This is a genomic window from Rhodococcus sp. EPR-157, from assembly GCF_001647195.1.
Lineage (GTDB): Bacteria > Actinomycetota > Actinomycetes > Mycobacteriales > Mycobacteriaceae > Rhodococcoides.
Genome location: NZ_LVCV01000099.1, coordinates 1 through 14,622, shown reverse-complemented (window position 1 = coordinate 14,622; position 14,622 = coordinate 1). Strand labels below are relative to the sequence as shown.

Here is a 14,622-nt window from a genome sequence, read left to right as displayed (position 1 = left end):
CAGAACTGTGGCGGCACCGACTTGGAGAGTGGTTGTAAGCGACTTGGACTCACTCAGTACGGGGCATGATGGTCTGGTGATTGTGACGACCCGGTACGGGCAGGTCATGGGAAGTGTCGACGACGGTGTTGCGGTGTGGAAAGGGGTGCCCTACGCGGCGCCTCCGGTGGGGGAGTTGCGGCTGAGAGCGCCGAGGGAGCCTGCGTCGTGGTCGGAGGTTCGGGATGCGACGGCGTTCGGACATATCGCTCCGCAGACCGAGCACGGTCCGCTGCCCATCGATCCGGGTCTGACGATCGGCGAGGATTGCTTGACGCTGAACGTGTGGGCTCCGGAGGGGGCCGCGAATCTTCCGGTCATGGTGTGGATTCACGGCGGCGCGTACTTCCTCGGTTCGTCGGCGCAACGGATGTACGACGGCCGGAAGCTGGTCGCCGAGGGCCGTGTGGTGTTGGTGACGGTCAACTACCGGCTAGGCGCGCTGGGGTTCCTGGATTTCTCGAAGTTCGGCGACTTCGATTCGAACCTCGGTCTGCGAGATCAGGTTGCCGCTCTCGAGTGGGTTCGAGACAACATCGCGGCGTTCGGTGGTGATCCGTCCCAGGTGACGCTGTTCGGCGAATCCGCAGGTGGCGGGTCGGTGACGACACTGATGGTTTCGCCTGCCTCCGAGGGACTCTTCCACCGGGTCATCGCGGAGAGCTCGCCCGCCACGTCGGTGTACGGCGCCGACAGGGCCGAGAGCATTGCCGAGCGCTTCCTCGAACTCGCGGGAGTCGAGGCGTCGGAACTGCGGGAGCTGCCGGTATCCGAGTTCGTTCGGGTGTGCGGGGAGTTGGTGCAGGAGATTCCGTCCAAGGTGCCGGGCACTCTTGCGTTGGCACCCGTCGTCGACCGGGATTTCGTACCGCACTACCCGGTGGCGGCGTTTCAGAAGGGCCTGGCTCATCCGGTCCCGCTGTTGATCGGCACGAACCACGACGAATCCTCGATGTTCAAGCTGATGAAGTCCCCGCTGATGCCCATCACGCCGGACAAGGTGCACGAGATGTTCCAGGCGATCGCGGCCGATCACCCCGACATGCGGGCCGACGAAGAGAACGAGGTCGAAGCGGCGTATCCCGAGCACTCGAAGAAGCGAACGGCACTCGAGATCTCGCGGGACGCAGCGTTCCGTATGCCGACACTGTGGATCGCCGAGGCACACAGCAGGCGAGCGCGGACGTTCCTGTATCGCTTCGATCAGGCGACGCCGTTCCTGCGCATCACCCGACTCGGGGCGATGCACGGTACCGAGGTGCCGTACGTGTTCGGCAACTTCGGCGTCGTTCCCAAGGACCCGACCTTCAAGTTGGGCGGGCACCGAACCGCTCTCGAGGTCAGCGGACGGGTCCAGAAACGATGGATCGATTTCGCGTACGGCCGGGACCCGTGGACGCCCTACGACGAGGAATCGAGGACGACTCTGCTGATCGACAAGCGCGACCAGGAAGTCGAGGACCCGGACCGTGAACTCCGTCGAGCATGGGGTGAGGAGATCCTGGGCTTCACGTAGCGTGCGGCTCCGCCGCAGTGGCGCGGTTGAGTGCACTCCGGAACACTTAACCGCACCACTAGGGTAGTGGAGGTTAGCCTTTCCAACATTGTGCGCCAAAGTATTTGAGCGTTTGACGGTCCGGCCACCCGGGTACCTGACCGGCCATGAGCAGAGTGACCCTCCGGGTGAACGGCACCGACCATGAGCTGGACTGCGATGTACGAACCACGCTGCTCGACGCGCTTCGAGAGCACCTCGATCTCATCGGCGCCAAGAAGGGCTGCGACCACGGTCAGTGCGGCGCTTGCACCGTCCTTGTCGACGGTCGGAGGATCAACAGCTGCCTCGCTTTCGCGATCGGCTACCAAGGTCGAGACATTGTCACAGTGGAGGGCCTCGCCGACGGCGACACTCTCCATCCCGTCCAACAAGCGTTCATCGACAACGACGCTTTCCAATGTGGATACTGCACCTCCGGCCAGATCTGTTCTGCAGTCGCGGTGATCGAGGAAGCGAAACAGGGTTGGCCGAGCGCGGTCACCGAGAACGATCACCCTCGATTGACACCCGAAGAGGTCCGCGAGCGAATGAGCGGGAATCTGTGTCGCTGCGGTGCTTATCCGAACATCGTGCCGGCTGTACTGAAGGCGAGCGAATGAAAACATTCAGCTACGAGTCCCCCGTAGACGTCCAAGACGCGATTGCCACGCTTGCATCCGACCCGGACTCCTCACTTCTCGGCGGTGGTACCAACCTTGTCGATCTCATGAAACTCGGTGTAGCGCAACCCTCGTCGATCATCGACATCAGCAAACTGCCGCTCGACGCGATCGACGTCGACGATGACGGCTCCCTGCGTGTCGGGGCCGGCGTCAGTAACAGTGATCTAGCCGTGCACCCGGTTGTACGCTCGCGCTACCCAGTGCTGTCGCGGGCCGTGCTGTCCGGTGCATCCGGTCAACTGCGCAACATGGCCACCGTCGGAGGCAATCTTTTCCAGCGCACTCGGTGCGGCTACTTCATGGATTCGAGCAAACCATGCAACAAGCGAGATCCAGGCTCGGGTTGTCCCGCGATCGAGGGTGATCACCGAAACCTGGCGATCCTCGGTGCATCCGACCACTGCGTCGCGACGCACCCGTCCGACATGGCTGTCGCGTTGACGGCACTCGATGCAGTCGTCGAGATCGTAGGTCCGTCGGGGGCGCACAAGCTCCCCATCAGCGAGTTGTACCGACTCCCGGGTCACGATCCCGACCTCGACACCAACATCGGCCACGACGAGATAGTCACTGGAATCAGCATCCCGGCGCTACCCGAGCAGGCTGTATCCGTTTATCGCAAGGTTCGCGATCGCGCGTCCTACGCTTTCGCGCTGGCGTCGGTCGCTGCAGTCCTACGGGTCGAGGATGGGCAGGTCACCGAGGCACGCATCGCTCTCGGCGGTGTCGCGCACAAACCCTGGCGGGCGATCACCGCCGAAGGCGAGCTCCTGGGACGCTCGGCGAAACACGAAGCATTCCGGGAGGCAATCGACCTCGAGCTTCGTGCCGCGATGCCGTTGAGAGACAACGGGTTCAAAGTTCCGCTCGTGCGCAATCTGGTGACGGAAACCCTGACCGAGCTAGCCCATCGGAGCGTGCAGCTGTGACTACGACGTCGATCGGTCAGCCGATCCAGCGAACCGAGAGTGTTGCGAAGGTGACCGGCGCGGCACGCTACGCCGTCGAGCAGCTCGAGAAGACAGCGCCCGCTTACTGCTGTTATGTGCCTGCCACGATCCCTACCGGCAGGGTTGTTGATGTGCAGACCGACGATTCGGTCACCCTGCTGTGGTACTCGAACGCGGAAAAGCTCGGCGAGCTCGAAGACACGGAACTCGCTGTGCTGCAATCGGATCGAGTTTCCTACCGTGGTCAGATCGTTGCCGCAGTGATCGCCGACTCGCTCGAAACTGCACGGGACGCAGCCGCGCGAGTGCGCGTGAGTTACGCAGACGAAGCGAAACCGGACAACGAGCTGAGCGCCGAACACCCGTCGTTGTTCGCGCCCGAGTCTGTCAACGCAGGCTTTCCCACCGACGTGACAGTGGGCGATCCGGATTCCGCGCTCGAATCCGCAGTTCACACCGTCGACCGCTGGTATTCGACGCCGCCGATGCACAACAGTCCGATGGAACCCCATGCTACGACGGCTCAGTGGTCCGATGGCGTTCTGACGGTGTGGGATTCGACGCAGGCGCCGTCCGGTGTCCAAGACGATCTGGCGACGTTGTTCGGCCTGGACCCGTCGAACGTACGCGTCGTCGCCGAGAACGTGGGCGGCGGATTCGGCTCGAAGGGCAGCACCAGGCCCAATGCGGTTCTCGCGGTGATGGCTGCGCGCGCAACGGGTAGGACGGTCAAGCTCGCGCTTCCGCGTCAGGCAATGTTCGATCTCGTCGGGTACCGCACGCCCACCCTCAACCACGTACAACTCGGGGCCGACGCGGACGGAACCTTGACGGCGCTGGCGCACGACACGTTCCAACAGACTTCGCAGATCTTCGAGTTCTGCGAGCAGACGGCCGAGTCGTCGCGGCATATCTACGCCGCGCCCAATCGTAGAACGACGCACCGGTTGGCCGAGCTCGACGTCCCGACGCCTCGCTGGATGCGGGCTCCCGGTGAGGCACCGGGAATGTTTGCCGTGGAGACAGCGATCGACGAGTTGTCCTACGCGGTCGGTGTCGATCCGATCGAGCTACGTATTCGCAACGAACCCGATGTCGACCCAGCGAGCGGAAGCCCGTTCTCCTCGCGCAGCGTCGTCGAATGTCTACGAGAGGGAGCGGAGCGATTCGGGTGGGCGGACCGAGACCCCAGGCCGGGACATCGACGTGAAGGTCGCAAGCTCATCGGCTCGGGCGTCGCAACCGCCAGCTATCCGGTTCTGATCAGCCCGTCGTCTGCGTCGGCGAGGATCGATGCCGACGGATCGATCACGGTGTCCGTCGCCGCGTCGGACATCGGTACCGGCGCTCGTACGGTATTGCGGCAGATCGCGGCCGACGCGCTTGCCGTGTCCGCCGACCGGGTCGAGCTGAAGCTCGGCGACAGCGCCCTCCCGAAAGCTCCAGGAGCAGGAGGATCCTCGGGCACGTCTTCGTGGGGGTGGGCGGTGACGAAGGCGTGCCGTCAGCTCGTCGACAAGGTCGGCGGCATCGACGATGCTACCGGCCCGGCTGAGGTGACTGCGGAGACGTCCGAGGAGGTCGACGGTCAGAAAGATCTGGCGCGCATGGCGTTCGGCGCTCAATTCGCCGAGGTGGAGGTCGACGTCGACACCGGGGAGGTGCGGGTGCGTCGGATGCTCGGTGTGTTCGGGATCGGGCGCGTCATGAATCCACGGCTCGCGCGGTCGCAGCTGATCGGCGGAATGACGTTCGGCCTCGGTATGGCGTTGATGGAAGCGGGCAACACCGATCTCGAATTCGGGGGATTCACGAATCACGATCTCGCGGAGTACCACGTTCCGGTATGCGCAGACGTCACCGACCTCGAAGCTGTGTGGGTCGAAGAAGTGGACGACGAATTGAGCCCCATGGGTGGCAAGGGAATCGGAGAAATCGGCACCGTCGGGTCTCCCGCAGCTATCGGAAACGCGGTCTACCACGCGACAGGCGTGCGGGTACGCAATCTCCCGATCACGCTCGACAAGGTGCTTCCGCACCTGTAGGCGCTCCGCACCTAGTGGCACGGTTGAGTGCACTCCAGTGCACTTGTTCGTGCCACTGGGGGCGGAGCCCCCGCCAGAGCCCCGCTCAGGCGAGAATGCGCTGCAGAAACTGCCGCGTCCGAGCCTCGGAAGGGTTCTTGAGTACGGTGGCGGGCTTGCCGCGCTCGACGACGACGCCACCCTCGATGAACAGCACCTCGTCGGCTACCTGTTCTGCGAACCTGATCTCGTGGGTCACGATCACCATCGTCCAGCCCTCTGCCGCAAGACCTTTGATGACAGCGAGGACCTCGCCGACCAGTTCTGGATCGAGCGCGGACGTCGGCTCGTCGAACAGCATCAGCTTCGGTCGCAGTGCGAGAGCCCGGGCGATCCCCACCCGCTGCTGCTGTCCACCCGAGAGCTGAAAAGGGTATTGGTCGGATTTGACGTCCAGTCCGACCTGGTCGAGCAGTCGGTGAGCGTCGGCGACCGCCTCGTCGCGCGCCCGCTTCTGCACGATCACCGGGCCTTCGATGACGTTCTGCAGCACCGTCTTGTGTGGGAACAGGTTGTGCTGCTGAAACACCATGCCGCTCTGCGCGCGGAACGCTCGCAACTGAGCGGGGGAGACCGTGGAATCGAAATCCACGGCGACGTCGCCTATCCGGATGAGTCCACCGTCTGCCGGATCCAACGCATTCAGCGCTCGTAGCACCGTCGTCTTACCGGAACCAGAGGGCCCGATGATCACCGTGACAGTCCCGGACGGCACCGAGAACGACACGTCTTTCAGAACTTCGACCGCGCCGAAGGACTTTTTCAGGGACTTCACTTCGAGGAGATCGGTCATTTCGCCACATACCTGTCGAGTCGAACTTCGAGTTTGCCTTGGAAGAGGGACAGAACCATGCAGATCACCCAGTAGTACAGGGCAGCAACGCTGTACAGAGCAAAGAAGTCGAAGGTCGGTGCTGCCGCGAGCTGGGCCACGCGCAGCAGTTCGGTGACGAGGATGGTCGACGCCAGAGACGTGTCCTTCACCAGCGAGATCAGGGTGTTCGACAACGGGGGCACTGCGGTGCGTAGGGCCTGCGGAAGAATGATGCGTTGCAACGTCGTTCGGTATCCCATGCCGATCGTCTGCGACGCCTCCCACTGCCCCTTCGGCACGCTGAGTATCGCGGCACGGATCACTTCGGCAGCGTAGCCACCGACATTCAACGAAAAGGCAATGACCGCGGCCGGGAACGGATCGATCACCACCCCGAACTGTGGCAGTGCGTAGAAGACGATGAACAGCTGAAGCAGCAGGGGAGTGCCGCGGATGATCGAAACGTAGAACCGCGCGAGGCCGGCGAGGACTGTGTTGGACGAGATCCGAGCCAGCGCGACACCGAGAGCGATGACCAATCCGACGACGAAGCTGATGGCGGTCAACGGAATGGTCATCGTGATCGTGGCCTTCAGCATCGGCCACAGGTTGTCGAGGATGAGGTCGAATTTCGACCGTTGCACCGAGGACTCACCGTCGGAAGTCGGCGCCTGCGTGTCCGCCGTGGGAGCAGCGACGGCCGAGCCGAAGTACTTCTCGGAAATTTGTGCGAGTGTGCCGTCGGCCTGCAAGGTGTCGATCGCGCCGTCGATCTGGTCCATCAGACCGCTGTCCTTGCGGGCAGCGAACGCCTGATAGCTGGTATCGCCGGTCTGCGCGGCAACCTTCACCCCGGTGTCGCCGGTCTGGTTCAGGTACTCGGCGATGGCGAGACTGTCGTTGACGGTGGCGTCGACGCGCCCATCCTTGACGAGGGTCACGGCCTGGACGAACCCCTCCACGGCCTCGACATTCGCGCCCGCGTCGGCGGCGACTTCTGCCCAGTTGCTCGTCGACGATTGCGCTGTCGTCCTTCCGGCGAGGTCGGCGACGGACGTGATCGATGTATCGGTCGCGGCGGTGAGAATCTCGCCCTCGGACACCGTGTAGGGCTTCGACAGGTCGTATGCACTTTGCCGGGCTGGATTGATCGTCACCTGGTTTGCGATCAGATCGAAGCGCTCCGACTCGAGCCCGGCGAAGATGGAGTCGAACGGCGTCTGCACGAATTCGACGCGTACACCCAGTTCACCTGCCACCGCGTTGACCACGTCGATGTCGTAGCCCGTCAACTGGCCGTCGTCACCCTGGAAGCTGAACGGGCTGTAGGTGCCCTCGGTACCGACGACGAGCACGCCGTCGTCGGTGATCCGATCGATCAGCGGGGCAGAGGACGATCCACAACCGGCTATCGCCAGTAACGCAACGATCGCGGCCAGCAACGCGAGGGCTTTGCGGTGCATGTGGGACGCCTTCCCTGACCTGGAGAATGTTCAGCCGTCGATCTCGACCTCAGCCGATACAACCACGGCATTGTTCATCGGGAGCGCTGCCACTCCGATCGCCGTCCGTGCATGGGCACCGATCTCCGGCCCGAACACCTGAAGAACCAGATCGGAGAAGCCGTTGATGGCGGTCGTCGTCTGAGTGAACCCATGATCTGCATTGACCATTCCGGTGACGGTCAACCATGCGCTGATCCGGTCGAGGTCTCCGATTGCTCGATGAACGCTCGCCAAAGCTGCGAGGGCCGCATCACGTGCTGCGTCCGTCGCTGCGTCGAGAGGTACCTCGGACGGGACCGCGCCGAACGGGCCGGCGAGTGAACCGTCAGGACGTTGCGGTGAGTGACCGGACACGAACACCCGGTTTCCGCGCACTCGAACCCATTCGAACGAGAACTCGAAGCCGGGAGGTGCCTGGCCTTCGGAGGGGAGGACGAACCCCAGTTCGGAAATGCGTCGTTCGATGTACACGGTTCACCACAACCTTCGCGTCGGGACGCCGTTGATGGTCTTCACGGTCCATTCGGAACCGTCGTGGACGAGCGTCGACACGCCTGCATTGAGGATCCGTGGCGACGGCACTCCGCGCAGAGCTTCCAATATTCCGCGGATGATGCCCCCGTGGGCCACTGCGATGACCGACGCGGTTGGGTGAGAGGCGGCCAGTTCGTCGACTGCACGAACGCCCCTGACGATCATCTCGCGTCGCGGCTCGAGGCCCGGGTATCGCCCGTGCGGCCAGTGGGAATAGGCGTCGTAGTCGGTGAAGCCCTCCGCGGCACCGAAATGGCGCTCGACGAGATCGGGATAGGTAGCGGTGCGCGAGATACCGAGGTGCTCACCGATGATGTCGGCGGTTTCGGCGGCCCGCGACAGCGGCGAACTCACCAGCACTTCCCACGGATGGTCTTCGAGTTCGTAGACGGCCTCGCGGGCCTGTGCCCGTCCCGTCGCGTTGAGCGGGATGTCCGAACTGCCCTGGAGACGGCCGTGCAGATTCCAATCGGTTTCACCGTGCCGAACCAGCGCCAGAAAAGTCATAGTGGGCGAAGATTATCGCAGTTGTCCCCGGAGTACGGTCGAGTAGGACGTCAATGAAGACAGTGGAAATAGCGGAGGGATCTCATGAATCTTGCCCTGACAGAAGAGGAAGCTGCATTTCGCGACGAGATGCGGACGTTCTTCACCGCCGAGATTCCCGCGGAGATTCGCGAGAAGACCAGGGTGGGTATCGAACTGAGCCGCGACGACGTGGTGACGACGATGCGAATCCTCAATGCCAACGGCCTTGCGGTCCCGCATTGGCCTGCCGAGTTCGGTGGCCGGGACTGGACCCCGGTGCAACGGCACATCTGGCTCGACGAGATGCAGCGGGCTTCGGTACCGGAACCGCTCGCATTCAATGCGTCGATGGTCGGACCGGTCATTGCGACGTTCGGCTCGCAGGAGCAGAAGGAAAAGTTCCTTCCGAAGACGGCGAACCTCGACATCTGGTGGTGCCAGGGTTTCTCCGAACCCGAGGCAGGCTCGGATCTCGCGTCTCTGCGGACGACAGCTCTGCGTGACGGCGACGACTACCTCGTCAACGGACAGAAGACGTGGACGACACTCGGGCAGTACGCCGATTGGATCTTCGCGTTGGTACGAACCAATCCGGACGCACCGAAGAAGCAGGCAGGTATCTCCTTCCTGCTGATCGACCTGAACACTCCCGGGATCACGGTGCGCCCGATCAAGTTGATCGACGGTAGCGTCGAGGTCAACGAAGTCTTCTTCGACAACGTCCGTGTTCCCGCCGAAAACCTTGTCGGCGAAGAAAATCAAGGCTGGAGCTACGCGAAGTTCCTGCTCGGCAACGAGCGTACGGGGGTGGCGCGCGTCGGGCACACGAAGGTCCGTCTCGATCTCGCGAAGGAATACGCTGCGGCAACCAAGGTCGGCGGCGGAACACTGCTCGAGGATCCGATCTTTGCGGCACGATTCGCCGAACTCGAAAACGAGGTTCTCGCACTCGAACTCACCCAGCTACGGATGGTGTCGAGCTCCGAGGACGGCAAGCCCAACCCGGCGTCGTCGATTCTGAAATTGCGCGGATCCGAGCTGCAGCAGGCGGGCACCGAGATGCTGATGGATATCGCGGGACCGGATTCACTGCCCTACGAGGCAGGAGAGGACATCGAGAGTCCTGGATGGGCGCAGCGATCGGTGCCGACGTACCTCAACTATCGCAAGGTGTCGATCTACGGCGGATCCAACGAAGTGCAGCGTCAGATCATCGCGTCGACGATTCTCGGATTGTGAGGACGGAACCATGGATTTCGAACTGAACGAAGAACAGAAACTCCTTCGGGACACCACGCGTGAGGTTCTCGCTCGTGCGTACGACACCGAGAAGCGCAACAAGATCGTTGCCGAAGAGCCAGGGTGGTCGAAAGACGTCTGGAAGCAGCTGGCCGAGGTCGGGCTGCTCGGACTGACTTTCGCCGAGGAGGACGGCGGAATGGACGCCGGTCCCGTGGAGATCATGGCCGTCATGACCGAGGTGGGTCGACGGCTTGCGCCGGAGCCGATTCTCGGCGCTGTACTACTGCCGGGAGGGTTGATCTCCGCCGTCGGTTCGGTCGATCAGCGCGCACGGGTCCTTCCGGGCGTCGCCGAGGGATCCACACTGCTTGCGTTTGCGCACAACGAGACCGGGAGTCGGTGGCCTGATATCCAGGTCGGCACCACGGCGACGGAGGACGGCGGGTCCTGGTCGCTGAACGGCGTCAAGAACCCGGTTCCGCACGGAGGCAGTGCCGACGTCTTCGTCGTCAGCGCGACGTTGCCCGGTGGAGGTAGCGGGCTGTTCCTGGTCGACGGCGATGCAACGGGACTCGAACGGAGGGCGTATCGGACGCACGATGGTCAGCGGGCAGCGCAGATAACACTGTCCGACGTGGCCGCCGAGCCGCTGGGGGATGGATCGGACGCGGCGGATGCCATCGCGGCTGCAGAGGTGAAGGCGCAGGCGGCTCTGTGTGCCGAGGCGGTCGGAGCAATGGAGGAAGCGCTGCGACTCACCACCGATTACCTCAAGCAGCGCAAGCAATTCGGGGTTCCGCTTGCCAAGTTCCAGGCATTGACATTCCGTGCGGCGGACATGTACGTGTTGCTCGAGCTGGCTCGCAGCATGGCGCTGTACGCGACGATGAACCTCGCCGACGACGTCGTCGACCGGAAGGTGGCGTCGAGGGCGAAGCTGCAGATCTCGCGGTCGTCACGCAAGATCGGCCAGGAGGCCATCCAGCTGCACGGCGGGATCGGCGTCACCGCCGAGTATCCCGTTGGGCATTACGTGAGTCGGCTCGTCGCGATCGAGCACACACTCGGCGGTGCGGACGAGCATCTGCGGGTGCTGTCCCGGTAGTTCCCGGTGCGGCTCCGCCGCAGTGGCGCGGTTGAGTGCATTCCAACACACTCAACCGCGCCACTGACGCGGAGCGCTCACGGAAGTGCGGCGCGCCTACGGGAAAGCGCGGCGCGCCTACGAAGCCGCGACCACGAGATCCACCACGGCACCCGGGTTCGACACCAGGATCGCGTGGGACCCTGGCACCTCGGTGATCTGGGCGCCCGCTCGCTCGGCCATGAACTTCTCCGACGCGGGCGGGATGATCTGATCCTGCTGCGGAATCAATGCGTAGCTCGGTGTGTCGGCCCACGACGGCGGTTCGCTCGGTTCGACCAGCGCGGTCGCCGCGATCGACTTCTGATTCGCGATCATCTTCGCGGCTTGTTCGTCGGTGACGTCCGGGGCGAAGTACTGCTTGAAGAGTGCCGGTGTGATGTACGAGTCGACGTTCTTGCCGAGAATGTTCGTCGAATCGTCGACGACGCCTACGCCGAGCACCGGCGGTAGCAGCGAAGTCAGTCCGAACCGGAACGGGTCGAGGGCCAGCGCGGCAGGTTCGCCCGCCGCAGGTGCGAAAGCCGCAACGTAGACGAGTGAGGTGACGTTGTCCGCGTGCGTGTTGGTGATGACGGTTCCGCCATAGGAATGCCCGACGAGCACGACCGGCCCTTCGATGTCGTCGACTACCTGTTCGATAGCGGCGGAGTCGTAGCCGGGACCGCGGAGCGGGTTGTCGGGGACGACGACGGTGTAGCCGCGCTCACGCAGCTCGCCCGCCACTCCGTCCCAGCTGGAAGTGTCGGCGAAAGCCCCGTGGACCAGCACGACGGTGGGTAGTTCCTGGGCGGCTGCCGTGCCCGCCCCCAGCATCATGCCTGCCGCCACGGTGACCGTCGCCGCCGCAGCTCTGGTGCGAGTGATCTTCATGGGCTAAACGTAGTGCGTCGGCGCCCGGAGTTCTTTCCCAGTTGGTGTGTCGTACCCACAGCATTTCTCTCAGGCAGCTTGGCTAGGGTGATGCACGAGGGTCACGCGATCAGCGTGCCCACAGATAGCCGATCGGAAGCGAGTTACCGATGAAGGCTCGGACGGCGGAGCACCCACGCCCGAATCATTGCCTGCTGCATTTGAGTGACACCCACCTCGTCGAACGCGGACAGCTGTACGGCGGGGTCGACAGCACTGCCACTCTGCAGCGGCTTCTCGGCGACGTCGAGGCGTCGGGCGTGCGGCCCGACGCCTTGGTGTTCACCGGCGATCTGACCGATCGCGGCGAACCAGCTGCGTACGACGCACTCCGTGCTCTCGTCGAGCCGGTCGCGGAGGCCCTCGATGCTCAGGTGATCTGGGCGATGGGCAATCATGACGATCGGGCCGCCTTCCGTGCCCGGCTGTTGGATCAGGAACCGTCGACGGGGACGGTGGACCGCGTCCACGACCTCGACGGATTGCGCGTGATCACCCTCGATTCGACTGTTCCCGGCCACCATCACGGCGAAGTCGCGGCCGAGCAATTGGATTGGCTCGCCGGTGTTCTCGCGACGCCCGCGGAGTTCGGAACGATCCTTGCAATGCACCATCCTCCGGTTCCGGCGGTCCTCGATCTCGCCGTTCTCGTGGAACTACTCGATCAACAGAGCCTCGCCGATGTCGTGCGCGGCACCGACGTCCGCTCGATCCTCGCTGGTCACCTTCACTATTCGACGACGGCGACGTTCGCCGGAATCCCGGTGTCGGTCGCGTCGGCAACCTGCTACACGCAGGACCTCAACGTGGAGCCGGGTGCGATTCGGGGCCGCGACGGTGCGCAGGCCTTCAACCTGGTCCATGTCTACGACGACACGGTCGTGCACTCGGTCGTGCCGATCGGCTCGTACGACACGGTGGGTGAGTACGTGTCCGCCGACGAGGTCGCCCGCCGCCTGACGAACTCAGGTGTCCGCATCGCCGACAGCACGCGTAGTTCGAGAGTGAGTATCTGAATACCTCGCTGCACCGAGGTATTCAGCCAGTCCTCGATCGGCGCGAGAAGACCGACCTGGGGCTACGTTTCCCAGGGAGCCACGATCGGGAAGTACCGATCGAGAAACGCCGTTACGCGACGGGTGCGAACCTCGAGATCGACCTCGGGAAAGCTCCCGTCGTTCAGGCAGAAGAAGTCCACTGCTCGCTTCGGCAACAGGCTATCCATCGCGCGCAACCCGGAGTGCGCTGTGGTGTCGATGTAGGTGACCTTGGCATCGCGTTGAACAACCGCGCGTCCGCTCATCAGCGCGTAGTAGTGGTACAGCGAATTGGTCACCGAGATATTGGTGCTCGCGCGGAACACACTCGCTGCGGTAGCGGCGAATTCGTCGGGAAACTCGTTTTCCATTTCCTGCAGGACGCTTTTTCGAAGTGGTGTCGCAGCGTGTTCGAGGTGCCGAGTCGTCATGAGCCCGAACCGGTCCTGCAGTAGTCGACGGTTGACGCGGGCAGCGTTTTCGAATCCGCTGCGGTCTTCGTCGTTGTAGCCCAATCCGATTCGGATGGGTGCTTCGATGAACATGCTGATGCCGCCGGGAGAGAAGAACATCTGTGGACCGACCGGACGACCGAAGAACATGTCGTCGTTCGAGTACAGGAAGTGCTCCGACAACCCCGGAATGTGGTGGAGCTGACTCTCCACTGCCTGCGAATTATGGGTCGGCAGAACCGATTTGTCGACGAAGAACGTCTCGCTCGGGACGAAGGTGACCCGAGGATCATCAGCGAGCCACGCCGGCCGTTGGGAATCCGTAGCGACGAATATTCGCCGAATCCACGGCGCATACATGTGAATGGAACGCAGTGCGTACTTGAGCTCGTCGATCTGTCGGAAACGTGCGGCGGAGGAATCTCCCTCGCCGACGATGTAGTTCTGCATGCGCCTGGCCCGCTGCGCCTGAAACTCGGCCGACGATCCGTCGACCCAGGAGAACACGATGTCGACGTCGAAATTGATGTCCGACGCGTGGTCGGCGAACATGTTCTCGATGGTGGGCCAGGTCTTGCCGAACCGCTCGACGGTTCCGCGTACGGCCTCGTTGGGCCGGATGCTGCGACGGGTGAGCGAGTTCTCGACCGGAAGCTGGATTTCAGTGGGTGAGAACGACCAGAGCTCGATCTGAACAGCCGTCGACGCGCCGTAGTGCAACGTGCTGACGGGTTCGATGCGGGGACGGTACAGCCGGAAGATGCGCGCATCTCGGGCCGGGGACAAGGCTCCGTCGGCAACGAGGACTGCCTTGGTTCGTTTGACGTCGACGGTCTTGGCATAGAACGGCTCGCGCAGGCAGGCGTCGACCAGCGCGGTTTCGAGCTCGAGACGTGCCGTGACATCCACCGCGATGACGGGGCGTTCGTCGTTGCCGCGAACCAGCAGATACCTGATGCCTGCGTTGTCCAGGGCCGACCGGATGAACAGCAGATCTTCGACCATTGCCTGGTGGGGTGTGGTCGAGGTGATGCTCAGTGTGAATCGACCGTCGAACTTGACGACGTCGGTGCGGTCGCTGAGGCGCGCTGCGGACTCGGGGGACTCCCCGGTGACCGGATCGGCGGTGTCCTGCTCCGGCGGAACGAGGTAGATGTCATG

13 protein-coding genes are annotated in these 14,622 nt (G+C 63.3%); 7 read left to right on the top strand and 6 right to left on the bottom strand.

Annotation, left to right across the window (positions count from 1 at the left end; translation table 11 throughout):
* The first annotated feature begins 76 nt into the window (after positions 1-76).
* The 4 genes from A2J03_RS03890 to A2J03_RS03875 all read left to right on the top strand — a co-directional run bounded on the left by A2J03_RS03890 (position 77) and on the right by A2J03_RS03875 (position 5,254).
* Positions 77-1,555, top strand: coding sequence for a carboxylesterase/lipase family protein (locus tag A2J03_RS03890; protein ID WP_082897574.1), 1,479 nt, complete (start codon positions 77-79; stop codon positions 1,553-1,555).
* Between the two features lie 146 nt (positions 1,556-1,701).
* A complete protein-coding gene (locus A2J03_RS03885) occupies positions 1,702-2,196 on the top strand; it encodes a 2Fe-2S iron-sulfur cluster-binding protein (RefSeq protein ID WP_068369927.1) in 495 nt (164 codons plus the stop codon).
* Complete coding sequence (locus A2J03_RS03880) at positions 2,193-3,188, top strand: FAD binding domain-containing protein (RefSeq protein ID WP_068369924.1); 996 nt, start codon at positions 2,193-2,195, stop codon at positions 3,186-3,188. Before A2J03_RS03885 ends, A2J03_RS03880 begins: the two co-directional genes overlap by 4 nt.
* Positions 3,185-5,254, top strand: coding sequence for a xanthine dehydrogenase family protein molybdopterin-binding subunit (locus tag A2J03_RS03875; RefSeq protein WP_068369920.1), 2,070 nt, complete (start codon positions 3,185-3,187; stop codon positions 5,252-5,254). The genes A2J03_RS03880 and A2J03_RS03875 overlap by 4 nt, the downstream gene beginning before the upstream one ends.
* Before the next feature lie 85 nt (positions 5,255-5,339).
* Here A2J03_RS03875 and A2J03_RS03870 read toward each other — a convergent pair whose 3' ends face one another.
* The 4 genes from A2J03_RS03870 to A2J03_RS03850 are packed head-to-tail and all read right to left on the bottom strand — an operon-like array spanning position 5,340 to position 8,653.
* Positions 5,340-6,086, bottom strand: coding sequence for an amino acid ABC transporter ATP-binding protein (locus A2J03_RS03870; protein ID WP_068369917.1), 747 nt, complete (start codon positions 6,084-6,086; stop codon positions 5,340-5,342).
* Positions 6,083-7,570, bottom strand: a complete 1,488-nt coding sequence (locus tag A2J03_RS29695) for an ABC transporter permease subunit (protein WP_082897571.1) — start codon at positions 7,568-7,570, stop codon at positions 6,083-6,085. Before A2J03_RS29695 ends, A2J03_RS03870 begins: the two co-directional genes overlap by 4 nt.
* Positions 7,571-7,600: 30 nt before the next feature.
* Positions 7,601-8,083 (bottom strand): RidA family protein, encoded by a 483-nt coding sequence (locus A2J03_RS03855; protein ID WP_068369914.1) that lies wholly within the window; start codon positions 8,081-8,083, stop codon positions 7,601-7,603.
* Between the two features lie 3 nt (positions 8,084-8,086).
* Entirely contained in the window at positions 8,087-8,653 is a 567-nt protein-coding gene (locus A2J03_RS03850) for a histidine phosphatase family protein (RefSeq protein WP_068369911.1), read from the bottom strand.
* Positions 8,654-8,737: 84 nt separating this feature from the next.
* Between A2J03_RS03850 and A2J03_RS03845 the strand changes: the two genes are divergently transcribed.
* Together A2J03_RS03845 and A2J03_RS03840 are read left to right on the top strand one after the other, a co-directional pair.
* Positions 8,738-9,913: an acyl-CoA dehydrogenase family protein gene (locus A2J03_RS03845; RefSeq protein WP_068369909.1), complete on the top strand. Its 1,176-nt coding sequence runs from the start codon at positions 8,738-8,740 to the stop codon at positions 9,911-9,913.
* 10 nt (positions 9,914-9,923) lie between these two features.
* Positions 9,924-11,021: an acyl-CoA dehydrogenase family protein gene (locus tag A2J03_RS03840; protein WP_068369906.1), complete on the top strand. Its 1,098-nt coding sequence runs from the start codon at positions 9,924-9,926 to the stop codon at positions 11,019-11,021.
* Positions 11,022-11,138: 117 nt separating this feature from the next.
* Here A2J03_RS03840 and A2J03_RS03835 read toward each other — a convergent pair whose 3' ends face one another.
* Complete coding sequence (locus A2J03_RS03835) at positions 11,139-11,933, bottom strand: alpha/beta fold hydrolase (RefSeq protein ID WP_068369903.1); 795 nt, start codon at positions 11,931-11,933, stop codon at positions 11,139-11,141.
* Between the two features lie 149 nt (positions 11,934-12,082).
* Between A2J03_RS03835 and A2J03_RS03830 the strand changes: the two genes are divergently transcribed.
* Positions 12,083-12,988: a phosphodiesterase gene (locus tag A2J03_RS03830; RefSeq protein WP_068369900.1), complete on the top strand. Its 906-nt coding sequence runs from the start codon at positions 12,083-12,085 to the stop codon at positions 12,986-12,988.
* A 62-nt stretch (positions 12,989-13,050) separates the two neighbouring features.
* Here the strand turns inward: A2J03_RS03830 and A2J03_RS03825 are convergent.
* Positions 13,051-14,622, bottom strand: a 1,572-nt coding sequence (locus tag A2J03_RS03825; RefSeq protein ID WP_442971317.1) for a stealth family protein, incomplete at its 5' end; no start/stop codon positions are given.